At 56.6% G+C, this 25,621-nt stretch carries 14 protein-coding genes and 2 pseudogenes; 6 read left to right on the forward strand and 10 right to left on the reverse strand.

Annotated features, from left to right (window positions below):
* Positions 1–4 precede the first annotated feature (4 nt).
* The 3 genes from AO353_RS16105 to AO353_RS16115 form a co-directional block, all read right to left on the reverse strand.
* Positions 5–5,101: an NEL-type E3 ubiquitin ligase domain-containing protein gene (locus tag AO353_RS16105; protein ID WP_054595844.1), complete on the reverse strand. Its 5,097-nt coding sequence runs from the start codon at positions 5,099–5,101 to the stop codon at positions 5–7.
* Positions 5,102–5,267: 166 nt separating this feature from the next.
* Positions 5,268–8,414 (reverse strand): transglycosylase domain-containing protein, encoded by a 3,147-nt coding sequence (locus tag AO353_RS16110; protein WP_054595845.1) that lies wholly within the window; start codon positions 8,412–8,414, stop codon positions 5,268–5,270.
* Between the two features lie 301 nt (positions 8,415–8,715).
* Entirely contained in the window at positions 8,716–9,174 is a 459-nt protein-coding gene (locus AO353_RS16115) for an REP-associated tyrosine transposase (RefSeq protein WP_054595846.1), read from the reverse strand.
* A 612-nt stretch (positions 9,175–9,786) separates the two neighbouring features.
* Between AO353_RS16115 and AO353_RS16120 the strand changes: the two genes are divergently transcribed.
* Positions 9,787–11,205: an amino acid permease gene (locus AO353_RS16120; protein ID WP_054595847.1), complete on the forward strand. Its 1,419-nt coding sequence runs from the start codon at positions 9,787–9,789 to the stop codon at positions 11,203–11,205.
* Between the two features lie 222 nt (positions 11,206–11,427).
* Here AO353_RS16120 and AO353_RS16125 read toward each other — a convergent pair whose 3' ends face one another.
* On the reverse strand, positions 11,428–12,552 hold the full coding sequence (locus AO353_RS16125) for an OpgC family protein (RefSeq protein ID WP_054595848.1): 1,125 nt from the start codon (positions 12,550–12,552) through the stop codon (positions 11,428–11,430).
* Positions 12,553–12,723: 171 nt separating this feature from the next.
* Here AO353_RS16125 and AO353_RS16130 point away from each other — a divergent pair, with 171 nt between their 5' ends.
* The 5 genes and pseudogenes from AO353_RS16130 to AO353_RS32175 all read left to right on the forward strand — a co-directional run.
* Positions 12,724–13,227 (forward strand): GtrA family protein, encoded by a 504-nt coding sequence (locus AO353_RS16130; RefSeq protein ID WP_371917658.1) that lies wholly within the window; start codon positions 12,724–12,726, stop codon positions 13,225–13,227.
* Positions 13,224–14,162, forward strand: coding sequence for a glycosyltransferase family 2 protein (locus AO353_RS16135; protein ID WP_054595849.1), 939 nt, complete (start codon positions 13,224–13,226; stop codon positions 14,160–14,162). The genes AO353_RS16130 and AO353_RS16135 overlap by 4 nt, the downstream gene beginning before the upstream one ends.
* A complete protein-coding gene (locus AO353_RS16140) occupies positions 14,159–15,664 on the forward strand; it encodes a glucosyltransferase domain-containing protein (protein WP_054595850.1) in 1,506 nt (501 codons plus the stop codon). The genes AO353_RS16135 and AO353_RS16140 overlap by 4 nt, the downstream gene beginning before the upstream one ends.
* Entirely contained in the window at positions 15,658–17,181 is a 1,524-nt protein-coding gene (locus tag AO353_RS16145; RefSeq protein WP_054595851.1) for a glycosyltransferase family 39 protein, read from the forward strand. The genes AO353_RS16140 and AO353_RS16145 overlap by 7 nt, the downstream gene beginning before the upstream one ends.
* A 255-nt stretch (positions 17,182–17,436) precedes the next feature.
* Positions 17,437–18,036: pseudogene (locus tag AO353_RS32175) on the forward strand (glycosyltransferase family 39 protein); the annotation flags it as partial.
* 1,057 nt (positions 18,037–19,093) lie between these two features.
* On the opposite strand, the gene AO353_RS16155 reads toward AO353_RS32175, so the two are convergent.
* From AO353_RS16155 to AO353_RS16175, 6 genes and pseudogenes are all read right to left on the reverse strand, one after another.
* Positions 19,094–19,378, reverse strand: a complete 285-nt coding sequence (locus AO353_RS16155; protein ID WP_054595853.1) for a putative quinol monooxygenase — start codon at positions 19,376–19,378, stop codon at positions 19,094–19,096.
* A gap of 57 nt (positions 19,379–19,435) precedes the next feature.
* Positions 19,436–21,052, reverse strand: coding sequence for an FMN-binding glutamate synthase family protein (locus AO353_RS16160; protein WP_054595854.1), 1,617 nt, complete (start codon positions 21,050–21,052; stop codon positions 19,436–19,438).
* A 201-nt stretch (positions 21,053–21,253) separates the two neighbouring features.
* Positions 21,254–21,418: pseudogene (locus AO353_RS29830) on the reverse strand (response regulator transcription factor); the annotation flags it as partial.
* A 32-nt stretch (positions 21,419–21,450) separates the two neighbouring features.
* On the reverse strand, positions 21,451–22,857 hold the full coding sequence (locus tag AO353_RS16165; RefSeq protein WP_054595855.1) for an ATP-binding protein: 1,407 nt from the start codon (positions 22,855–22,857) through the stop codon (positions 21,451–21,453).
* Positions 22,854–24,665 carry a DAHL domain-containing protein gene (locus AO353_RS16170; protein ID WP_054595856.1) on the reverse strand — a complete coding sequence of 604 codons (1,812 nt, stop codon included), beginning with the start codon at positions 24,663–24,665 and terminating at the stop codon, positions 22,854–22,856. Before AO353_RS16170 ends, AO353_RS16165 begins: the two co-directional genes overlap by 4 nt.
* Positions 24,662–25,621 carry a cytochrome-c peroxidase gene (locus AO353_RS16175; protein ID WP_054595857.1) on the reverse strand — a complete coding sequence of 320 codons (960 nt, stop codon included), beginning with the start codon at positions 25,619–25,621 and terminating at the stop codon, positions 24,662–24,664. Before AO353_RS16175 ends, AO353_RS16170 begins: the two co-directional genes overlap by 4 nt.

Here is a 25,621-nt window from a genome sequence, read left to right on the forward strand (position 1 = left end):
ACCTCTACACGGCCTTGCGCAACGCCTCGCGCGTCAACTGCCTGCTCAGTTGCTTCTCCTCGTAGCCGATGTCGTTCAACAACCTGCCATAGGCCACATCCGTCATGTCCTCATCGGTGAGCACAGCGCTGTCGTCGACGTTAAATTGCCTGGCGAGGTCCTGGACGCGTTGTTTGAGTGCCCGTCGTTGAGCAATCTGCATGCCTTTGGAACGGGCCCAGGCGTGTTGAGCTTCGCGCAACTCATCCAGCAGGCCGGTCTTGTTTTCGTACAGTCGGGCATTGCGCCTGAATTCGATCGGGTAGGTGTTGCGCAGGTATTTCTCCCAGAAGGGTTGCTCGATCATTTCATTGATCAGTCCATCGCCACTCTCCATCGACGTCACGGTGTCATAGGCGGTATCGAGCTTGGCTTGTTTGACTGCCGCCCTTTCGTGGTACAGCAGGGTTATCGATTGCCAAGGCAACTCCAGGCGTTGGGCCAGCCCGGTTTCAAACGCCAAAAACACCTGGACTTCATCCGGGTTAGCCTCCTCTATGTTCTCTGGGGTTTCGTTGCGTCGGCGAAACTCTTCGCGCGCGATGTCATCTACCCGCACCAGGCGAGCGGCGCCTTTGGCCAGGTTGACCAGTCGGCTTTCAAGGATCGCGCCTGACGTCGACAAGGCATAGGCTTCAGACGCGAGCACCTTGATGCCCATATGGTTGAACACCTGGGCCCCGGCATCTGCGCAGGTGGTAGGCGCTGTCGCCATCTCGAACAGTTCCTTGCGCAACTCGCTGTCCAGGTCGATGGCCTCGACCATTCGCCATACCCGGCTGCTGAGCTGTTTGCGCCATTCACCGCCGGCCCGGTAATCGGCCGAGAGGGTCTGCTTCTGGATCAGCAAGAAAAAACCTTCAGAATCAGGTTCGGTCATCAAGTCGTGCCAGGCTTCTTGCCGGAAGGTGCCCAGCCCGGAGACTTCGGCACTCCACCATTGAGAGTCGTCGTTCATTGGCCATTGGGCCATCGCATCGGTAGCGGCTTCGGTATAGAGCTGCTTGGGAGAGATGCCGACCGAGCGCCGATAGTCTTTGAAAATGACCAGATTTACCTCTGAAAGATTCCTTTCGTACAAACGGGTTCGCGCCACGATGAATGCATCCTCCGAGCCGGGTACGACGGTCGGGATTTTACTGATCGGGTTCTCCTGCAGATCCAGAAAAAAACCTCGCGGTCGACGCTTGCCGACGGGCGCGAAAAGGCCGTCGGGCCACGTGGTTGCGCCCGTGTTGCTCAAACTCAGGATGCTAAGCTTGGGCATGCGTTCAACGTTCGGTAACCTCGTCAATTGCGGGTTGTCATCGAGCCTGAGCGTTTCCATATGGGTCAGGTTTTTCAGATGTTCGACAGCCAAGGGTGTCAACGTGATGTCGTTGTTCATCAGCCGCAAAGTACGCAGGTAATGCATCTTGCCAATGTTTGCAGGCAACTGCGTCAACCCGCAGCTCCTGGCACTCAGCTGCCGAAGGTGAGGAAAGTCGCTCAACAGGCCGGAGGCGGTTTCGGAAAAGGTCGTGCGGTCCAGGTTCAAGGTGCTGACCTGATCGAGGTAGTGCTTGATATCCGGCAGCTCTTTCCACCAGCGTTCGAGATCAAGAACATCGAACGCTGTTGACAGATCCAGCGCATAGCCGCCGTCGGCGGTGATACTGCGTTCGCCGAAGACGGTGGGTTTTCTTTTAAAACAATCGACGAGCCGTTCGAAAATGTGTAGCCCGCCGCCTCGCACGAACCCTTGTCGATCCGGCCCCCACGTCTCGGGTTGCCGGTATCGCCAGCGATGGAGCAGCACGCGAAGATCATCCAGTTCGCGGTCCAGTCGTGTCAGTGTCCGATGCCCTTGCTCTTGCGAGCCCAGGGATCGAACAAAGGTATTGACCTCCCTGTCGTTGAAGTGGGGGTAGATGTCCTGCACCCGTTCGTCGAGCGTGGCAGCGGTGGTGGAAAAGCCGGGACCGCGCAACAGCAGCATGTCTTCATGGTCAGCCAACGGACGGATCGGCGGTGCGGCGAGCGCTGTGCGGCGTTCGGCAGGCGTCTCGGTCTTGACCATCACCCATTGCTTGAAAAATGCACCCTGGCCAGGCCGATAACCCAATTGCGTTTGTTGGTTTTTCGGCAAGGCCTTGAGCACGGCTTCGAAAAAATCAGCGGCTTCATGCAGTTTGTGGTTTTCAGCGTCCCAGACTTCGAATCGGTTCATGTCATCCTTGACCAGTATCCGGACCGTCGACGCGTCCTGCGCACCCACACTGCCACGCAGTGGTCCGGCATCGCCGCCTTCGCGAACCTCGATGCGCAATTGCGCGAACGTGTCGGTATGAATCCTGAGCGCGTTCAGTACCAGACTTTCGGTTTCCGGCACCCACTGCACCCCGTCGTGAAAGCCTTCGTACGCATGGTTGGTCCGTGCTTCGAAGGCCGCTTCACGCGCGCGGATCTTGAGGCGCAACGGTAGGCGTTGCTCCTGAGTCATGCGCACGAGGTCTGCACCCTCGCTACTGTTCAACAGCGTCTGCGCCGCTCGGGACGGCAGCTCTGGAAATGCCTGGCGAATGAGCCGGACCTGCGGATCGTCGGACGCTTCTGCCCCCTGATACAGCTGATTGACGATATCGGCGTTCAGGCGGTTTGCTTCGTCCGCCAGACGATTTCGCAGCGCTTGCACCTGTTCGTTGTTGGCGGTTGGTCGACCGAGCACCGCTTGCAGCTCTTCTTCGCTGAGGAACTCGACAAGGCTTGGCGCAAACCGCTCGCTGAGGAGGTGGGACAGACTGGTTGAAAGGGTTTGCTCGTCGGTCGCGTCGGCATTGCCGTACTGGCGGAACCGCCCCGACATGTCGGCGTTTTCATAGACCCTCAGGGCTTTATCCGAAGGCCAGCCGTCCAGGTAAGTCGCCAGCGGTTCAAACCAGTAGGAGGACGGGTCCAGAGACCGGCCTGTTCGAATCCGCTGAATGGTTTGTCGGGTCTGGCGCTGGATGTTCAAGCGTTTGAGGCTGTCGTCCAGTAACGGTGGCGGGGCCGTATTGTCGACGTACATCCGACGCAAGGCACCGTCGTCGGTACCACTGGCGATGCGAACTTGCTCCAGCTCTGCGTCGCTGAAAGCGTCCACGGAGTGGCCGAGACGACGCATCAGTGTCGGGCTTGCCCACGCGCGTGGATTTTCGCCTTCGTGAGTCCAGGCACCGAGACCGTTGTGTTTCAACTGCGGTGAATAGGTGTTGGAACGGTGTGGATGCTTGACGCGATAGCTACCCGTTTTCGGGTCTTGCTGCACGGCATAATGTTTTTCATCCAGCGGCAGAATGTCCTGGCCTTCGTGGGAGTGAATACCCAACGCGTCAGGCCTGGAGTTGGCCGGTAACGTGTAATCGGGCAGTTCGTAAGGTTTGAGATCGGGGTGCCACAGGCGGGGCTGGCCGTTGGGCAGTTCCACCGGTTTCATGCCTTCGATCAACGGCGAGAGCTTCAAGCGAGCGAACTGGCCAATCTGCGCGCCCGCCGCAAAGGCCGCCAGCTGAACGACGTCGGTCACCACGCCTACGATATGCTCGGCGGCTTCGATCCACAGGCCTTCGGTCAGGTCCACGACAAACTCGATGACGTCGCTGGCAATCTGGTAAGCGCTGTAGGCCATCATCAATTCGCCCAGGCCCGGGACGAAGGGGGTGGCGATCATCAGCGCGACGTTGAAGAGGTCCGAGACTATTTTTTTGAAATTGTCCCACCAGGCCCAACGGGCGTTGCGATCGGTGTCGGCGGTGGACACGGCAATGTGTCGGGCGTCATTGAGGATCTTGTTGAGTTTTTGCTGGTAAAGGTACTCCCAGAATTCGCCGGTGATCGGTGCGGCGCTGAATTGCAGATTGGGCTTGGTGACCGGGACTTCCTGCCAGCCAGGACTCTGGTCCAGCGGTTCTTTCTGATGCCATTTCACCTCGAACAGGCGTTGTTGCAACCCGCCGAAAAAATGCCCGCGCTGTTGCTGATCGACGAACCGGCTGAAGTACTGCTGGTAAGTCATTCCTGTGGACGATATGACGTCGTTGTCGCGCAGCTGGCGAGTCAGTTCATTCATGAACGCGACGGTTGACGGGTACTCTTTCAGTGGATGCTCAGGGTCCTGTGGGACATAAGCGATCACCGGCGTAACGTCGCGGATTTTTTGTTCCGGGCGCGGTGTAATCAACACGACTCCGGTCAGGAGCTTGTCCAGGATGGACAGTTCAGCGAACTGCATCACCCGGCCTTTGCGGGTGAGGTTGCGTTGGCCATCGAGCATCATCAGGATCAGGTCGCGGGCATCGGCGTCGATGTCGCCGGTCATCACCGCCTGTTGCGCAGCCGCTTTAAAGGCGGCTTTCTCGCTCTCGACAATGTTGAGTTTCAAAAAGCCCTGTGCGAGGCCGTCACTGGGCAGCAACTGTTCTTCGAGGTATTGGGTATAGCGCGCGCCGATGTCCAGTTCGCGGCACAGGGCCTGGAACTGGGTGATGGACATTGTGCGTTTGATCGCCAGGATGTCGAAGTGCCCGCGAGCATCGGGCTGGCTGATGAAGTCGGAGTCTGGCTCACAGGTTTCAGTACGCGCGAAGTTGTGTAAGGCGGCGTCCAGCAGCGAGACGGTTCGGGTGACAACGCCGCCGGACGTGTTGATGACATACCAAGGGCGTTCCTTGGGTAGATAGAGGTGCAAGTAAGTGGTTCTGACATTGGCATTGACGCCGAACTGTTTTATCAGTGCATGGGTGAGTATGGGTTCTGCGAACTCATAAACATCTTGTAACTTATCAATAAACCGGTCCACCTTGTTTTGAGCGGACCAGAGTTTAAGGTTGGCCTCTTGTAACAGCGTGTGATCGAAGTCTGTGGCTGTGGTTATCCATTGCGCAGCCCGTGTTTTTGTGAGGCTAAGCTCCCGAACCCTTTGCAATGAAGTGTTCTTGAAAGCGGGGTGGATCCGGCTCTTGATGAAGTCGTAATGGCGGCCTTTATTATCGCTTGCCTCCAGTGCCTGGCGAGCAGAGATACTTCCTTGTAAGTCAGACATGCTTTTAATAAACCTTGAGTCTTTATCGGGAGTATCAGCCTAACGCCCGAGGCTCAAAGTAATAGCCTGAATTTCAACTGTTAAACAGGTGTTCGCGCGGATAAGGCATTGAAATTTACAATGCCGAAAACAACTAATTACTACCTTCCTTTAATGTTCTTCTTCATCAGCGCTGCGCTACGTTGACAGGCAGACACAGCGTGTTGCTCCCCGGTTGCAAATACGGTGTGAGAATCGGTGCCATCCCTTTAAGTACCTGCACCGGTAATGCCGAGGTGAATTTGAAGGCTTCGGCCGAGGCGCCTGGCACGAAGGCGGTCAGGGTGCCGAAGTGATGCTCGCCAATGTAGAACACGAACGTGGCGGTGCGGTTGATCGATTTCGAGCTCAGCACCCGTCCGCCGGAGCCGAAGGCTTCAATGCGGTTGTCACCGGTGCCGGTCTTGCCGCCCATGGCCAGCGGGGTGCCGTTTGGCAGTTTGAACGTACCGGCGACCCGTTTCGCGGTACCGGCGTCGACCACTTGCGACAACGCTTCGCGCATCGCCGTCGCCACTTCGGACGGCATCACGCGTTTGCCTTTGTCCGGGTCATTGATCACCGTTGTTTCATACGGCGTGCCGGCGGCGAAATGCAGGCTGTCGATGCGCAAGGTCGGCATCCGCACGCCATCGTTGAGGATCGTCCCGATCAGCTCTGCCAGAGCCGCTGGCCGATCGCCGGAGCTGCCGATGGCGGTGGCCAGTGACGGCACCAGGTGGTCGAACGGGTAGCCGACTTTCTGCCAACGCTGGTGAATGTCGAGGAAGGCTTCGATCTCCAGCATGGTCCGGATGCGGCTGTCGCGAGCGCTCTTGTGCCGGCTCTTGAACAGCCAGCTGTAGACTTCCTGACGCTCGAATTCACTGGCTTTGACGATCTGGCTGAACTTGGCGTCGGGGTGGTTCAGCAAGTAGCCCATCAGCCACAGATCCAGTGGGTGGACTTTGGCGATGAAGCCTTGATCGGGCAGGTCAAAGGCGCCTGGTCCGTAGGTTTTATAGAGTTTTTCCAGGCGCTCGTCAGTGAGCTTTTCGTTGATCTTGCCGGCGGTTCTGTCGATATTCTTATCGGTATTTTTGGCCGTTTTCAGGTGTGCGCGGACAAAGCTGTTGAAGCTTTCCTGACTGGCTTCGGGCAGCAGGTAACGGTGCACCGCGGCCAGACGAATCGCCGTCGGGTGCATGCTGTCGAGGAAGGTCTCGAGGCGAGCCTGGGTGTCTTTTTTCTGGTACTTCTTCCAGAAGCGCAGTAAAAACGCGGTGCCTTCGTGGTCGGCGAATTGCGCCAGATACTCCTGGCGCCGTGGGTTGTCATCGTCACTGAGCAACTGGCCGCTGCTGTTGGGCCCCGAGTAAGTGCTGTAGCGCACCAGGTCGCGCATCAGGCGAATGAACGGCAGGTTGATCGATTCGCGCAGGGCATCGCGCAGGGTCGGGCTGCGACCGTTGTCTTCCTTGCGGAAGTTGTGAAAGGTGTGCAGGCCGCCACCGGTGAAAAATGACTCGCCGGGGTTGGCCGAGTACGTACGGTTGAGCGCCGCATCGAGCATTTTCGGCAGGCTGCGGTCGGTGTTCTGGATCAGGTAATCGACGGCCCAGCGGCTAATCACGTCCTGCTCGGGGACCGCGGTTTTTTTCAGCTCGGCCGGTGACTGGTCGCCATAACGGTCGTGCAGTTCGGAGATGATTTGCAGGTAGGAGGTCAACACCCGCAGTTTGGCGGTGGAGCCCAGTTCCAGTTTGCTGCCTTCGTTGATGTCGAAGGGCTGATCGGTGCTGTCGGTCTGCACGCGCACCCGCGAGCCATCGGGGGTCCGCTCGAACAGGGTGAAGCTGTAACGCACCTGGGTCGTGCTGGTGGGGGTCAGCAAGTGTTCGCCAAGCAGGCCCAGTTGCGCCGCGTAGGTCGGGTCGGCCAAATGCTTGAGGTACGCGGTGGCCTTGGTTTGCAGGTCGTACTGCAAGGTGCTGGTGGCCGACAGGTCAAGGCGATCGAGGTCATACAAAGGCCGATTGAGCAGGGCGGCCAGCCGACTGCGCGCCACACTGATGCCCTTGTTGGATTCGATCGGTTGAATGGTCGGTTGTTGTTGCCAGTCGCGGTAGGTCACCTTGCTGGCCAGTGCGGCAGCGGCCAGCGGGTCGTCGATCACGCCGTTTTGTGCGAGCAGGCGGATGTGGCTGTCGGTGAGTTCTGCCAGTTCGTCACGGCCATTGGCCAAGTAGTGTGAAGGCCGACGCTGGGCGATCATCAGTGACAGTACCTGACGCAGGGCCAGACCGCGTTGAGACAGACTCAGCGGGTCACTGGCAACACTTGTCAGGGCTTTATTGACCTGATTGAAATCGGCGCCGTACCACACGCGCAACCCTTCGGCCATGCCATGCACTTCACCATGACCAGGCACCGCCGACAGCGGCACGCTGTTGAGGTAATCGCGCACGATATTTTGACGAGCCGTGAGGGTTTGCGGGCCATCCTGATAAGCACGCACGCTGGCGGAAATCATCTGGCGGATTTTCTCGCTGCCGGACACCGTGAGGCCATCGGGTGAGTGGCGGTATTTTTCCAGCTGAGTGGCCAGGGTGCTGCCACCGGCAGTCTGACCGGGCAGGTGCAGCAGTTTGGCGATTTGCGACCAGGCCGCCTTGCCAAAACGCGGCCAGTCCACAGCGGGGTTGGCCAGGGGTTGTTTGGGGTCGAGCAGGTCGCGGTTCTCGATGAATAGCAGGCTGTGCACCACCAGCGGCGGGATAGCGGCAAAGCTCGAATACAGCTGCTGCGGATAGTTGTACTGATACAACGGCAAGGCGCGGCAGTCGGTAATGGATAAACCGGCCTGGATTTTTTCCGCGTAGGGCACGAAGAAGCCCTTTTCGCTGTAGTTGAACAGTTTCGGTGAGAAACGGGTTTGCGCAGAGATCATGTAGCCACGCTTGAGCAAGCGCGGCAAAAACTCACCCAGAGAACTGTAGCCCAGGCGTTTGTCGAAAGGCCCGGCACCCGGATAGAAAATCGAATCGCTGGGCCCCGGTTGCATCGAGTAACTCAGCGATGCAGCAAACTGGCTGAATTCGCGCGCCTGCAGTTTCGAGGTACGCATTTCCTTGGAGGCTGCCCAACCGAGCGCAACCAGAATAATCAATAACAGCAACCAGAACAGCCGCCAGCCATAACGACGACGGCGAGGTTTTTTCGGTGAAGGCGCTTCTTCCACGTTGTCAGTTGGCACAACAGCTTCACTCGAATCGGATTGCCACAAAGCGCCCATAGTCGATTGATCCATTTACGTAGATTGATCGGACTTGTCTGAAGCTTAGTCGCTGGTTGGAACTGGTGAAAAATTTGTGAATGCAAAAAAACACGAACCCATCACTGACCGTGGCGAGGGAGCAGGTACCCCCGAACGTCAATGTGGCGAGGGAGCTTGCTCCCGCTGGAGTGCGAAGCAGTCCCAAACCTGCAAGCGCGGTTTGTCAGGTGAATTGCGTTTATCTGTTCTGCGGCGGCTTCGCCCCCGAGCGGGAGCAAGCTCCCTCGCCACAAAAGCAGGAACCGCTCTAATGATGTGGTCAGAGCCAGCTTGCATCCCAGAGCGGATAGTCTCCGATGTTTTCCACCAACCCGGCCCGCAATGGGTTGGCGACGATGTATCGGGCGAATGGGCGCAGGTCTTCACCGTCGCGTATTGCCCTGTCGTGGTAACCGCTTTGCCAGAAGGCTCCTGAGCCATTGACCGCTCTATTGATAGTGAGTGTGCTACGAGATTTGATTGATTGCATGACCTGAGACAGGGTGCCTTGCTTCAGTTCAAGCAACCAGTGGAAATGATCAGGCATGACGACCCAGGCCAGAGAGTCGATTTGATTTCTTTCATGAGCCCGTTTCATTTCTGTTACCAGCAATCGGCCTATACGCCAGTCGGCGAAGAGCGGGCACCGCTGGTGAACGACGGTCGTGACCATATAGGCCCGTCCGGGTTCAGAGTACCTGCCACGGCGTAGACAATGAGAGTTTGGGCGGGGATGCATTCCATTGCGTCCTTAGGTCTGGGGTATCAATTGACCTTAGCTGCCCAGCCATGGAGTCGAAGCTGCCACTGCTGAGTGAAAAGTCCGAAAACACTGAAGACCTCAATGTGGCGAGGGAGCTTGCTCCCGCTGGAGTGCGAAGCAGTCCCAAACCTGCGAGCGCGGTTTGTCAGGTGAATTGCGTTTATCTGTTCTGCGGGGGCTTCGCCCCCGAGCGGGAGCAAGCTCCCTCGCCACGGGGGCTGGTGGTTGTCTGAGAGTATTGGGCTAGAGCCATCAAGCCGGTAAATACGGCCTAGGTAGGGGCATGACGCCGCACCATTGCTGTGCAATACTCGGTGCCGCTTCGCTGGCGAGTTCAAGGCTGAATCCCAGGTAATGCCCCTCCGCAAGGACCGCTTTTGCCGAGAGTTCTGGCTGAATCTTGTCGTTTATATAGTGAAAAGCCCTACGTTGAGCTTTTTATACTGCACGCCCCGCTGATCTTGCAGGTTTTGTCCTACAAGACGTATCTACCCATGAAGTGGATCCGGTTTCAGGAGGTTCAGGCTTATGGGTCTGTACCTCGACACTCGGTGGCTATATCCAATAACAAGATGAGGTTTGTACCCTATGACCGTTGGCAATCACCTGCCCCACGGCGAGACCGCTCAGGGCGGCCCGCTCAAACGCGAACTCGGCGAACGGCATATTCGCTTGATGGCGCTCGGCGCCTGTATCGGTGTCGGTCTGTTCCTCGGTTCAGCCAAGGCCATCGAAATGGCCGGCCCGGCAATCATGCTGTCTTACATCATCGGTGGTCTGGCGATCCTGGTGATCATGCGCGCCCTTGGCGAAATGGCGGTGCACAACCCGGTCGCCGGCTCGTTCAGTCGTTACGCACAAGATTATCTCGGCCCGTTGGCGGGCTTCCTCACGGGCTGGAACTACTGGTTCCTGTGGCTGGTGACCTGCGTCGCGGAAATTACCGCGGTGGCGGTGTACATGGGCATCTGGTTCCCCGAGGTGCCGCGCTGGATCTGGGCACTGGCGGCGTTGGTGAGCATGGGCTCGATCAACCTGATCGCGGTCAAGGCCTTCGGTGAGTTCGAGTTCTGGTTCGCCCTGATCAAGATCGTCACCATTATTGCAATGGTGGTCGGCGGTGTCGGTGTGATCGCCTTCGGTTTCGGCAACGATGGCGTTGCGCTGGGGATTTCCAACCTGTGGAGCCATGGCGGCTTCATGCCCAATGGCGTGCAGGGCGTATTGATGTCCCTGCAAATGGTGATGTTCGCCTACCTGGGTGTCGAGATGATCGGCCTGACGGCCGGTGAAGCGAAGAACCCGCAGAAGACTATTCCGAATGCCATCGGCTCGGTGTTCTGGCGCATCTTGCTGTTCTACGTCGGCGCGCTGTTCGTGATTCTGTCGATCTACCCGTGGAACGAAATCGGCACTCAGGGCAGTCCGTTTGTGATGACCTTCGAGCGCCTGGGCATCAAGACCGCTGCCGGCATCATCAACTTCGTGGTGATTACTGCCGCGCTGTCGTCCTGCAACGGCGGCATCTTCAGCACCGGACGTATGCTCTACAGCCTGGCGCAGAACGGCCAGGCCCCGGCCGGTTTCGCCAAAACCTCGAACGGTGTGCCGCGTCGCGCCTTGTTGCTGTCGATCGGCGCGCTGCTGCTGGGCGTGTTGCTCAACTACCTGGTGCCGGAAAAAGTCTTTGTCTGGGTCACCGCCATCGCGACCTTCGGTGCGATCTGGACCTGGGTGATGATCCTGCTGGCGCAGCTCAAGTTCCGCAAAGGCCTGAGCCCGGCTGAACGTGCCGCTCTCAAGTACCGCATGTGGCTGTACCCGGTGAGTTCCTACCTGGCGCTGGCGTTCCTGGTGATGGTGGTTGGTCTGATGGCCTACTTCCCGGACACCCGCGTCGCACTGTACGTGGGACCTGCATTCCTGGTGCTGCTGACGGTGCTGTTTTATGTGTTCAAGCTACAACCGACCGGTGTCCCGCAAGCTGCGGTGCGCACGGCGTCGTAAGCGGCTAGCGCAGTAAAGAAAAAGCCCTGGTCGCAAGGTCAGGGCTTTCTCATTTCGGTTGGGACAACGCGATTTACCTGTGGCGAGCGAGCTTGCTCGCGCTGGGGTGCGTAGCACTCCCAAACCTGCGGTCTGTCAGGTAGATCGTGTTTATCTGTTCTGCGGCGGCTTCGCCCCCGAGCAGGAGCAAGCTCCCTCGCCACAGATGTGCGCTTTGATCATCTAAACCGCGGCCACTTGCGCCGGCCGGTTCAGCCGTTTGTTCCAGTCCAGCCACGCCGCCAGTACCGCCATCAATCCCGCCCCCAACAGGGCGCTGAAAATCTGCATGACCAGAGCATCCCCGGCCAGCGAGTTGAGCATGTCCGCCAGCGGTGCCAGCAGCACACCCAGGCAAAACACTTCCAGCGAGTAACGGCCCATGCGGCAGCTTTGCCGCGCCAGCCAGTTTTGCGTCCAGCCGCTGTTGGGCAAGAGCTTGGCGATGACGTACGCCAGCGCCAAAAAGTGCAGCAGCCGCGCCGGTGACAAGTTGGTCTTGCTGATCGGGTACAGCCATTCGCCCAGCATCCGGGGCATGAACGCGTCATGCACCGTCGGCCAATTCCACGACACTGCGATCAGCCCGGTGATCAGCAGATAGGTCGCTGCCGCAACAAACAGTGGCTGTCGGGGCAAGGTGCGGGTGTCCGGTACAGCGGGGCGCTGACCGTGAATCGCCGCTGCGCCACCGAGGATAAACAACAACTGCCAGGCCATCGGGTTGAAGAACCACACGCCACCGTCGGTGGCCGCCAGGTTCCATTGAAACCACGGCGCCAGCATGTACAGCACCACCGACAACCCGACCACGTACTCGGCCTTGCGCAGCAACATCGGCAACACCAGCGGCAGTCCGAGCAACAGCAGAATGTACAACGGCAACGGGTCCATCAGGTTGGGCTTGAAGCGCAGCAGCAACTCATCGACCAAGGCCTGTTGCGGGTTGCTGAGGAAGTATTGCAGGCCCATTTCCTGCACCAGGTCACGGGTTTCCACGTGGCTGTTGGCGAAGAACACGATGCCCATCAGCACCGCCAACAGAAAGATATGCACCACGTACAGCAACCAGGCGCGACGGAGGATTTTTACCGTGGCCAACAGCAACCCATCGCGTCGGGCAATCTTGCCGTAGGCCAGCACCGCCGCGTAGCCCGCCAGAAACACGAAGATTTCCGCCGCATCGCTGAAACCGAAATTGCGCACCGTGAAATGGGCAAGGGGGTTGTGTGGCACGTGATCCCAGAAAATGAAGATCAGTGCCAGTCCGCGAAAGAAATCGATACGAAGGTCGCGTCCTTGGGTCATGACAACGGGCTCTTGAACAGATGTGAATAAAGGGTGGTCAGCGGGGCAAAAGACTGTGCGCCGCACATCGGCGGCGCGCAGGGTGGCGCGATTTGGCGGCAATTGCAAAGGCCGGATATTACCGGATGTCTCAGCGGCGAACGGAGCGGGTTGGGGGCGTATCTCTGAACGTTGAAGCGCATCTCTAAAACAGCATTTTTAGCCATTGGTCTATTTGTTGACTGGAAAATAGACAAGCGGACCAAGGGTGCCAAGCTTTCAACTGGGCAGGTGTTCAGACTGGAAACAAACGCAATGGACATGAGAGCCGCATTTCACGGTTTCCCCAGATTCGTGTCGGTTGGCCTGCTTAATACGTTGATCCACTGGTCGACGTTTTTTGTTCTGCACACCGTCATGGGATTTCGTCAGGCACCCAGTAACTTCGTGAGCTTTTGCCTGGCCGTTTCTTTTTCCTTTTATGCCAATGCGCGATACACCTTCAAACAAAGAACCAGTGTTCTACGGTATGTGCTGTTTGTCGGGTTCATGGGCGTATTAAGTTATGGCGTGGGGTATGGGGCGGATCAGTTACTGCTGCCAGGGTTGGTGACGTTGGTGGTTTTCTCGGGTATCAGCCTGGTCTGCGGTTTTTTTTACTCGAAATATTTCATCTTTCGGGGGCGTGAGCAGTGAAGATCTCGCTGATTGTTCCCGTATTCAATGAAGAACAGGCGATTAACCTGTTTTATCAGGCGGTTCGTCAGGAACTGTCGATCGCTGATTGTGACGTCGAGATCGTGTTCATCAATGACGGCAGTTCCGACCAGACGGCAGCGCAGGCCAAAGCCATCGCATTGGCTGACGAGCATGTGCTGGTGATCAATTTTTCGCGCAATTTCGGCAAGGAGCCCGCGTTATTTGCCGGGTTGGAGTACGCCACCGGCGATGCGGTGATACCGATGGATGTCGATTTGCAGGACCCGATCAATGTGATCCCCTTGTTGGTCCGGGAATGGCAGAACGGGGCGGATGTGGTACTTGCCAAGCGCCATGATCGCACCGCCGACAGTTATATGAAGCGGCACAGCGCGGCACTGTTCTATCACCTGTTGAACCGGATCGCTTATACCCGGATAGAAGAGAACGTCGGTGATTTTCGGTTGATGGACCGCAAGGTCGTGAACGTGATTCGCACGCTCCCGGAACACCGGTTATTCATGAAGGGCATTCTCTCGTGGGCGGGGTTCAATACCGCCGTCGTCGAATACGAACGGGCCGAGCGCGTGGCGGGTACCACCAAGTTCAATCTCTGGAAACTCTGGAATCTGGCGCTGGAAGGGATTACGTCTTTTAGTACAGTGCCCTTGCAGTTGTGGACGTATGTCGGTAGCGCGATTTCCCTGTTTGCAATTCTCTACGCCATTTACATGGTGCTGGACAAGATTTTCTTCGGCAATAACGTGCCAGGTTACCCTTCGTTGATGACCGCGATTTTATTCCTGGGGGGGGTGCAACTGATCGGTATTGGCATATTGGGTGAGTATGTGGGGCGAATCTATATTGAATCGAAACACCGACCGAGGTACGTGGTGAAAGATATTGTGGGTGGCAAAGGAGTGCCGAAATGAAGGTGGCGAGTGTATTGAGCAGGGCGTTGTCCGGTCGTGAAGTGTTTGTGTTTTTTTTACTGGCCACTCTTGTTTATATACTCCCTCTGATACTGGTCGATTATTACTATATAGATGATAACTGGCGCTCCTTGGCGGCCGGTACTGGCTGGGCGGGACAGGGACGGTTACTGGTCGAACTGTTTTACAACACCTTGAGCTTCACCTCGGGCGCGCCTGATATGTTTCCCTTACCCTTGCTGATCGCCACGCTTGCCATGGTGTTTGCCTTGACGAAACTGACGATGCATTACTACAAAGTACCGACTGTTTCATGCTGTCTGGTGTTCCTGCCACTGTGGTACAACCCGTTTTTTCTACAGAATTTATCGTATCAATATGACGGGCCGGCAACGGCGTTGAGCCTGGTGGCGGTGATCTATGCGGTGGCGTTTCAACATAAAGCTGGCGTCGTTCAGGTACTGGTGCCTGGCGCATTGATTGCAATGGGGCTCAGCTTGTATCAACTGAGTATCAATGTGTTTTTGGGGCTGTGCTGCATCGAGTTCGTGAGAGCTCTTGATAATAAGGAGTCCCTTGCCTGTTTATTATCAATCGCAGGAGTGAAAGCGGTGCAGTTGGTTGCAGGCTTGATCATTTATTTTTTGTTGGCCTATCCACTCATGAGCCATGAGCGCCTGGAGATGATTCCGTTCAATACGAGCGGGCTGTTGCTGATCCTGAACAATGTCGGCGTATTAGTTGGAAAAATTGGATTGCTGTTTCAGGGAGGGAATCGTTGGCTGGCGTGGATGGTGGTGGTGTTTGCGGTTGTTGGAGGAGGGCGGGTTGGGCGAAATATTATCCAGGGGAAAGAAACGTCGTTAAATAAGATACTTTTGTTTTTTTTGTATGTGCTTATGGTTTTATTCCTGGTTTTTCTGGTGTCAGGTTCGGCCCTGTTGTTCCGGTTTTTCAATGAGGGCGCCAGAACACTATTGGGCTTTGGCGTGTTGCTGGTGTTTTTGTTTTACCTGGCTCATCAGTGGTTGGTGACGGTGGATGCCAGGCTCGGTGTTGTATTGATTGTGCCGTTGCTGAGTATGCTGTCGATGTCATATGCGTATGGGCGGGTACTGAATCTGCAGAAGGAGTTTGGGCTGAATGCTGAATTCAATATGGCCTATGATATTGCCTCTCATCCTGGCTTGCGCGAAGCGAAGCGGATATACATGGCAATCAGCTATTCAAACAGTTGGTTGCTAAGCGCCAAGGGAAGTTTTGAGCGCATCCCGGTGCTGAAATACATACTCAATATTGATTTTTACATGCTGTCTGAAAATCTGCTCAGAGAGGGGATTACCAATGTCGTTATCGAAAATGAACGGAAAAATGCGACGCTGGTAGGGTATCAACGGTACACGCCCGTGGTGGACAGCAAATTTTATTCTATGTACGTGATTGGCGATTATGGCTTTATCGTTATGAAGGAAGTGCCCTCTTCTGGAGAGGATAAGTGGTAAGCCAGGTTAACCGTTCGAGTGCCAGCACTCTCCAGAGCACGTGCTGGATACTGCTGATTATTCTCGTGGCGGCAGGGGTACGTTTTTACGACTTGGGTAAACCTGCAATCTGGGCCGATGAAGGGTTTACCTTGCTGTTGAGTTCATATTCACCCTCTCAAATCCTGTTCCATACGGCCCGGGATGTGCACCCGCCGCTGTATTATCTGCTGTTGCATGAATGGATGAATCTGTTCGGACAGGGTGTTTTTGCTGCTCGAAGCCTGAGCGCACTGGCGGACGTTGTCACCGTCGGGCTGGGCATCTGGCTGGTTCGTTTGGTCAGTACGCAACGGGCGGCGATGCTCGCCGGAACCATGTTGGCGTTACTGCCCATAGCGGTACGCTACAGTCAGGAAATTCGCATGTATGCGTTGCTTGCGCTGTTAATGGTTAGCGCAACGATTGCTTTCGTCTACTGGGTAAAAGGCTCAGGCCGTCATTGGCCGCTTGCCATCTATACGTTACTGATGGTTGCAGGATTTTATACTCACTATTTTGCTGCTGTGTGTATGGCGGCACACTGGGCCTGGCTTTTGGTATTGAGGTTTCAACGCGTAGCACAACAAAGACAGTTGCTAGCGCCTGCATGGTGGATGGCCAATGGAACGGTCGTTTTACTGTTCATGCCCTGGGTGCCGAGCCTGATGAACCAGTTAAGGTTTTCCGGCTTTAACTGGATAGCGCCGCTGGATGTTCCTACGGTGGTTTCAGCGTTCTGGCAGTTTGTGAGTTATAGCGATGGGCCAAAAGAATCAGTCTGGCTGTTCTACAGTGTGCCGTTATTGATGCTGCTGGTGTCGGCGGTCATTGTCATGCGGGACACGAGTGAGAAAAGATTCAGCACGCTGCTCGTTATCTATACCTGGTTCCCGTTGGTATTGATTGCAGGGGTCTCACTGGTTCGGCCACTGTTTATATATCGTTATTTTGTGTTTGCTGCGTTGGGCTTTCCGATGATCCTGGCGATGTCACTGGATGCTCTGTGGGAGCGCGCAAAAACGTTATTTTTTGTCCTGTTGCTATTGATAGTGTCGATGGAAAGTGTCGGATTATATAACGTTCATCAACGGGGCCATATTGTGTATGCCGAAGTCAACAAGGTCGATGCGTTGGCAGACTACATCAATGCCTTTGCGCGTCCCGATGACGGTGTCGTTGTAGTCAACAGGTTTCTTTACTATCCCTTTGCGTACTACAACAAGACTGGCGTGACACCGATGCTCTATACGCCCCTTCAAAAGGACGGTACTTCCGGACGTCCCGATGGCTATCAAACCTCGACACTGACTCAACAAAACGCAGATAAGGTCTATCTCGATAACCTTGAAACCCTGACACCGGGCTCAGGTCGGGTGTGGGTGCTGGACGGCCGTGGTGACGGGGCGCAGCAGGTCGTTATCCCTGAAAACTGGCGACTGCTCGATACCTTTATCCAAGGGGATGGGGACGTCCGATTATTTTCAGTAAGTCCCTGAATTCCGTGAGGAATCAAAAAAAACCAATCCGGGGCAGCTCCTTTGGCTAGCCTTTACCGATGACTGCAGGCCGTTTTATCGAGAGTGTTTAGCGTAAACACGGATTCACGATGAGGGTAGTCGTCCGTGGACAGGCACCTGTTTCTATCAGGTTTACGTTGTCGGGGAGAAAATATGCGCTTTAAGCGTCGTGACGATACGGGGTTTCTATCCCTGCACTCATCGATAGAAAACGCTGGGTGGGTGCTGGTCATGATGCTCGCGATCATTGTTCGGTTTTACTGCATCAGCCTTCCTTATTTCTGGACCGATGAAGCGTTCTCGGCATTGGTGGGGGTTCAGTCGCCGGGGCGTATCTGGTTTCACCTGGGGCATGACGTTCATCCGCCGCTGTATTTTCTGGTGCTGCATGCCTGGATGGCGATTTTTGGTGAAGGGGTGTTTGCGATTCGGGCCCTGAGTGCGCTGGCGGGGGTTGCGACAGTCGCGTTGGGCATGTGGCTGATGCGATTGATCAGCACGCCGAGGGTGGCCTTGTTGGCCGGGTTGTTTCTGGCCCTGTTACCGATATCCGTTCGCTACAGCCAGGAAGCCCGGATGTATACGCTGGAGGGGGTATGGCTGCTGGGCGCAACCATCGCCTTGGTCTATTGGCTTAAAAGCGCTCGCAACCGATACCTGATGAGCTATCTCGTGCTCATGACGGCCGCGTTATACACCCATTACCTGGCTGTTTTATGTTTGCTGTCTCACTGGCTATACCTCGTTGTCTTGCGTCTTCAGCGAGATAAAACCCTTCATTACCTTTCGCGGCCAACGTGGTGGGGCACGAATGTGGCCATTGTTGTTCTTTATATTCCCTGGTTGATCAGCCTGGGCAATGAGCTGTTTTTAAATACGGAGAAGCTGGAGACCGGAGGGGATATTTTCTGGATTCCTGAATTGACGATCTATACGTTGCCTTCAGCGGTCTGGAAGTTTTTGACGGTGAAGAGTGGACTGGAGTTTGCCAGCCCGATTTATGTACTGCTTCCGGCGCTGGTAATGGCATCGGTGGTATGGGTCGGGTTCAAGGAAAGAAGCCGGTTGAAACTTGAGTTGTTACTGGTTATCTACGTGCTGTTGCCGGTGTTGATTGTCTTTGTGGTGTCATTCGGTTTCCCCATATTTGTTGAGCGGTACATGGCCTTTGCGGCGCTGGGCTTGCCGATGATTGTGGCGTTGGCAATCAGCCGGATAGCACATCGCACGCGTGCCCTGGCGTGGGTATCGGCCTTGTTGATGGTCGGCGTTCAACTCATGGGGTTGAATACAATCTATCAACAACAAGATGATCTGGATGATCCACGCAATGCGTCCCAGTATCCGCTTGACGATATTGTGTCGCGTATCAATGAAAACGCGATCGCAGGCGATAACATCATTGTGGATGGCGCGTACTGGTATTACAGCGTTGCTTACTACAATCGCTCCGACATTCAACCAAGGCTGTATCAGGCGCCCTGGGATAGCAGCACGGCTCACCGACCCAACGGTTATGGCGCGTCCACGTTGATTTATCAGGATCGGGATAAGGTCTTTCTCGACAACCTTGTCAGTGTATCGCCCGAGATCAAGCGAGTGTGGTGGGTGACATCGACTCGCCTGGCGGATGAAGAAAACCACTTTCCAGGCAATTGGCAGTGTGTGTTCGCGCAAGGCTTGGGAGACATGGAGCTTCGACTCTATGTGACCCGCGCCTGGGCAGAGCAAATCACCACCGCCACCACCACCGGCGGTGGCTGTGCTACCCAGCCACCTGATAATCGCGAGTACGCCTTACACGACATTGGCCTCAAAGCTGTCAGCCCGAGCCATCTGCCACATCCGTGAATAGAACTCGCCATTCACTTCTTTTGTATCTTGCAGGAGGTCAGAACTCATCCATCAGCACAACAATGCAATCTTTGGCCTGATAGCGGTTGATTTGCGGCACCAGCCGTCTGAAGTGTTCTGACTGGCAATGAGCGTCCAGCGCGGCCTGATTCGGCCATTGCTCAACGAAGATGAAATGCCCCGGGTCTTTCTGATCGACGAACAGGTCGTAGGCAATGCAATCCGGCTCCTGTCGGGTTTTCTCCACCAATTCGGTGTACCACGGGCGGACGGTTTCGATATGTTCGGGTTTGATGAAATCCCGGGCAATTACTTTCAGCACTGTTTCTTCCTTGGAAAGAGCGCCAATCTCGCAACGAGATTGGCGTAAAAACTATCTTCAAGCGGCCACTTCATTCGCCTCAAAACTATCCGCCCGCGCCATCTGCCACATCCGTGAATAGAACTCGCCATTCACTTCCCCGGTCAGCAACTCGCCGGGTTTGAGGAACACGTGCAATTGGGAGAACAGTTTGATCTCGGTCGCTGACATGCGCCGTACCAGGTGTTTGGCGGACAGCTGCGACGGGTGTTCGAGGCCTGCCGCGGCGAGCATTTCGGCCAGGGCCTTGAGGGTGCTGCGATGGAAGTTGAACACGCGCTGGGCCTTGTCCGGTACCACCAATGCGCGTTGGCGCAGGGTGTCCTGAGTGGCGACGCCGGTCGGGCACTTGTTGGTGTGGCAGCTTTGCGACTGGATGCAGCCGATGGCGAACATGAAACCACGGGCCGAGTTGGCCCAGTCGGCGCCAATCGCCAGGACGCTGGCGATGTCGAAGGCGCTGACGATTTTGCCGCTGGCACCGAGTTTGATCTTGTCCCGCAGGTTCAGGCCCACCAGGGTGTTATGCACGAACAGCAGACCTTCACGCATCGGCACGCCGATGTGGTCGGTGAACTCCACTGGCGCAGCGCCAGTGCCGCCTTCCTTGCCGTCGACCACAATGAAGTCCGGCAGGATGCCGGTTTCCAGCATGGCCTTGGCAATGCCCATGAATTCCCATGGGTGGCCGAGGCAGAACTTGAAGCCCACCGGTTTGCCGCCCGACAGCTCACGCAGTTGCTTGATGAAGTGCATCATTTCGATTGGCGTGGAGAACGCGCTGTGGCGCGATGGCGACACACAGTCCTGGCCCATTGGAACGCCACGCGTGTCGGCAATTTCCTGGGTCACTTTATGCTTGGGCAGAATGCCGCCGTGGCCGGGTTTGGCGCCCTGGCTCATTTTGATTTCGATCATCCGTACCTGCGGGTCCTGAGCCTGGGCGGCAAAGCGCTCCGGGTCGAAGTGTCCGTCGGCGGTGCGGCAGCCAAAGTAGCCGCTGCCCAGTTCCCAGGTCAGGTCGCCACCGTGTTCGCGGTGGTAGGGGCTGATGCTGCCTTCGCCGGTGTCGTGTGCGAAGTTGCCGAGTTTGGCGCCCTGGTTGAGGGCGCGGATCGCGTTGGCGCTCAGCGAGCCGAAGCTCATGGCCGAGATGTTGAAGACTGAGGCCGAGTACGGTTTTGTACATTGCGGGCCACCAACGGCCACCCGGAAACTGCTCGGGTCACTGACGGGGGCCGGGCGCATCGAATGGCCGATGAACTCGAAACCCGACTGGTACACGTCGATCAGCGTGCCAAAGGGTTTGTCGGCACTTTCGTTCTTGGCCCGCGAATAGACCAACGAACGCTGGGCCCGGGAGAAGGGCAGGGCGTCGCTGTCGGATTCGAGCAGGTATTGGCGGATTTCCGGGCGAATGCCTTCGACCAGATAACGGATATTGCCCAGGATCGGGTAGTTGCGGCGTACCGCGTGAGGGCTTTGCAGCAGATCGAAAATACCCAGCAGGCTCAGCAGGCCAGTGACGATGGAGATTGGCCAGAGCCAGTCGTATTCAAGAAACGGCAGACTGGCGAGGGTGAAGATCACACAGACGGCAAAGAAGGCGTAGCGGCTCAGGAGTGACAGGCTCATACGGTTTCCTTGGGTTCGGACTTATTGGTTATTCACTGCGTACTTCTGTGTGGCGAGGGAGCTTGCTCCCGCTGGACCGCGAAGCGGTCCCAAAAAAGTGGCACCGCGTTCAGTCAGATAAAACCCGTTAACCGGTTTTGCGACTGCTTCGCCCGAGCGCGGACCGGCCGGCGGGAGCAAGCTCCCTCGCCACAAGGTGGTTCATTCAACGCAGCAGGTTTTACAGGCGTTTTGTGCCCGGAGAAATATCGAAAACAGCTCGGACCGGGATTTGATCCCCAGCTGGCTGTAAATGTGTTTCTTATGGACTTTCACGGTTTCGGCAGAGATTCCCAGCTTACGGGCGATTTCCTTGCAGTGCCACCCGGGTGCCGAAGGCTGCGATCTTTTCTGCGGATTCAGGCTGTGGTTTTTGACTGTCGGATCGGTAGCTCGATCCGAAAGGTGCTGCCCACCCCGACTTCGCTGCGCACGGTAATGTCGCCACGATGCTTTTTCACAATGCCATAGGACAATGACAGGCCTAATCCGGTCCCCTGGCCCACCGGTTTGGTGGTGAAGAAGGGATCAAAGATTTTCTGCAGGCATTCGGGCGCGATGCCCGAGCCGGTGTCCGCCACTTCGATCCAGACTTTTTCCCCGGCAACTCCGTTACTCAGGGTAATGGTCCCGCGTTCGGGGCCCATGGCCTGGGCGGCGTTGACGATCAGATTCATGATCACCTGATTGATCTGCGAGGGCAGGCACTCGATCTCGGGAAGCGTCTGGTAGTGCTTGATCACGTCGGCCTTGTACTTGAGTTCGTTGGCGACAATGTTCAGCGTCGAATCAATACCCGTTTGCAGATTGACCGACTGCCACTCCTGGCTGGCGTCTACGCGTGAGAAATCCTTCAGGTCCCTGACGATTTGCCCGACCCGGTTGATGCCGTCCTTGGACTCCTTGATCAGCAGCGGAATATCTTCACGCAGGAAGTCCAGTTCCACGTCTTTACGCAACGTTTGGAGCCGTTCGAGAAGCTCAACGGAGCCGATGGCTTCTTCGGCTCCCTGATAGGCGTCGAGCATGCTCTGCAACTGCTTGAAGTAACCGTCCAGGGCACCGAGGTTGGAAGAAATGAAGCCGATGGGGTTGTTGATTTCATGGGCCACACCCGCCGCCAGTTGCCCCAGGGACGCGAGTTTTTCCGACTGTATCAACTGGCTTTCGAGCTGCTTGCGCTCGTCGATCTCCTGTTGCAGTTCGACGCTCGCTTGCTGGAACTGCCGGGTCCGCCGTTCTACCAGGTGCCCCAACTGATCCAGTTGCACGCTGGCGCGCTCGGTCATGTCCCATTTGCTGGTCAAGGTATTGGCCATTTGCTGGACTTCGATGTTGTCGAAGGGTTTTTTCAGGATCAGCAGCCGGTCGTGGGCCTGCAAGCGATTGAGCAGGTCATCCCAGGAGTAGTCGGAATACGCCGTACAGACCACCACCTGCAAACGCGGATCGGCTTGCCATAAATGCTCGATGGTTTCGGCGCCGTCCCAGCCCTGGGGCATGCGCATGTCGACGAACGCCAGTGCATAGGGGCGATTGTCGTGTTGGGCCTGGACCAGTTTGCTCAAGCCTTCCTGGCCTGCATAGGCCGAATCCAGTTCGAAGCGGGTGCTCGCCGCTTTGATTTGCGTGCCGAACAGCGCCGACTCCATCTCGTCCAGTTCGCCGTGTTGTGGTAGCTCAGGTGTCAGGATCTTGCGAAAGTCGTCATGGATCGACGGTGTGTCGTCGATCAGCAGGATGCGTCGATTCGATGACTGCTTCATGTTTCACCTTCGGCGATTTTCAAGGGGATTTTCAAGGTGAACAGCGCACCTTTTCCCGGACCGTCGCTGTGGGCTGTCAGGTGGCCATTCATCTCGATGGCGGCGAGGGCGCAACTGTGCAGGCCAAAACCGTGACCTTCCTTGCGCGTGGTGAAGCCGTGGGCAAAGATCCGGGTCATGTTTTCGGCCGAGATGCCTTCGCCTTCGTCCTTGACGCTGACCTGCAGCGTGGCGTCGTCGACCACCTTGACCCCCAGGGTCATTTCCCGGGGGCGGTCGCTGAGGTCCGACATGGCGTATTTGGCGTTGCTGATCAGGTTGATCAGAATCAGCAACATCCGGTGTTTATCGCCCATGACCGTGGGCACTTCGGCGTAGTCCTTGACCACGGTGACATGGTGGCGGGTCAGGGCGCCCGAGTTCATGCGCAGGGCGTCTTCGAGCAGTTCGCTGACTTGCAGCGGCTCCATCAGGCTGTTGGCCCCGGCGTAGGACTGCTGGGTGGCAACGATGTCCTTGATGTGGTCAACGCTTTTGCTCAATTGCGCCAGTTCGTCGCTAATGCCTTGCTGCTCAAGGGCAATGGCGTCCACCAGTTGATTCAGGTAGCCGGGCAGCAATTTGCCTTTTTCGTCTTCGGTGATGAAGTGCCCGAGATCACCCTGGTGTTCGTTGATCAGCTGCATCGCCTTGCCCAGCCCCAGCGCCTTGCTGGTGCGCAGTTTGCGGGTGACCAGGTCGGCAGAGATATTCACGCTGTTGAGCACATTGCCGACGTTGTGCAGCACGTTGGTGGCGATCTCGGCCATCCCGGCCTGGCGTGCGGTGTCCAGCAGTTCGCTTTGGGTGTCCTTGAGTTCGCGGGTGCGTTCTTCGACCCGCTGTTCCAGGCTTTCATTGGCTGCTTGCAGGTCCTTGTTGACGCGGTTGATTTCCGCAAAGCTGCGCAGCAGACCATTGGCCAGAAACAGTAGCAACAGCACCAGCAGCGCCGAAAAAACCGCCATGTAGAAGTGGTAGCGTTGATCGACTGCATCGACCAGTTGTTGATCGTTGTCCAGCAGGCTGGTGATGTTGTCCAGGCGCTCGGACACGGGGACTGCCTCGATCCGTTCCAGCAGGCTATTGACCAGGGGTTGTTCACGCAGGATCAGCGCGATGTGGTTGCTGAGAATCTCCACCGGTGTGTGGAACTCGGCAGGCAGTCGGTCTTTGTTCACCGCCAGTTTATTCAGGCCGAGCAGGATGTCGGCGGCTTTGTCGTCGGACGTGACCTGGGCGAACTCCAGGCCGCTGAGTAGCAGGTCGTAGGTGTCGGTGGCGGTGTTCTGCATTTGCAGTTTGTTGTCGTCCTCAAGGCGTGCGAACTGGTTCTGAATGTCGTCTTCGGCGGCGGGCAGGAACGCCAGTGAATTGCGCAGCACCGCATTGTGTGACTTGAACTGTTCGACCAGCCGGGTCTTTTCCTTGATCGCGTTCAGGTAAGCGTCATGGCTGGTTTGCCACTGTGTCGAGTCGTTGCGGCCGTGTCTGGACTCTATCGAGTCGAACCGTTCCCACAGACGGCTCATTTCGCTCAGCGGCGAAACCAGTGGATCGTAGTTGTGGACGAGGGCGATTCGGGCCTTGAGGATCTCGGTTTCCCATTGCGCGTCCAGTTGTTTTATCTGACGGATCAGATCCCGCGATTCGGTATAGGTCGAGGTTTGATCCGAACTGGACTTCAGATACAGGAACAGCAGGATCGAGGCCAGCAAGACGGTCATGCCGGTAAGCAACAGCAAACTGAGTCGACGGGACACTTTCATAATGGTTTGCCTCCCCACTCGCCGGTCAGGGTCTTGAGGAATTTGATGATCAGGGCCTTGTCTTCATCCGAGGGAACGCGTCCCAACTGGAACTTGAACATCACATCAACGGCTTCTTCGAGGGTTTTTGCCGCGCCGTCATGAAAGTACGGCGCATTCACTGCGACGTTGCGCAGGCTGGGGACCTTGAACACGTTGCGGTCTTCTTCATCCTTGGTCACCAGATAACGCCCAAGGTCCGATTCGGTCGGGTTACCCCGCGCCTGGAAGTAGTCGCCCATGACCCCGAGCTTCTGGTACATGTTGCCGCCGATGTTTACCCCTTGGTGGCAGGCAATGCAGCCGTAGTCCTTGAAGCGTTGGTAACCGTATTTTTCGTCGAGGCTGAGAATGTCGGTGTTGCCCTGCAGGTACTGGTCGAAACGCGAATTGGTGCTGAGTAATGTGCGCTCGTAGGTGGCCAGGGCATTTTCCACATTGGCCACCGTAACCCCATTGGGGTAAGCGTTGGCAAACGCCGAGCGATAGGTCGGGTCAGTGGACAGCATTTGCACAACGTGTTCCCAGTTACTGCCCATTTCAGTGGGACTTTCCACCACTGCGTGAATCTGGTCTTCCAGGGTAGCGGCGCGACCGTTCCAGAACTCCCTGAAGTTCAGGCTGGCATTCAGCACGCTGGGGGTGTTGACGACCAGCGGCTTGCCGTCGAAACCGATGGAAAATTGCTTGTTATCGGCACCGCCCTTTTCCAGGTGATGGCAGCTGGCACAGGACAGGCTGTTGTTGACCGACAAGCGCGTTTCATTGAACAGCTGACGACCCAGCTCGACACGCTGAGGGTCTTGCACAGGCACCGGTGGCAGCGGTTTGAGGGGTTCGTCCAAAGGCTCGGCACTCGCCGTCAGGCAGAGTCCGAGCATCAACGTGGTGAGCAGCGTGAATCCATAGGGCGACAT

It is taken from the genome of Pseudomonas fluorescens, from assembly GCF_001307155.1.
In the GTDB taxonomy this organism is placed as follows: domain Bacteria; phylum Pseudomonadota; class Gammaproteobacteria; order Pseudomonadales; family Pseudomonadaceae; genus Aquipseudomonas; species Aquipseudomonas helvetica.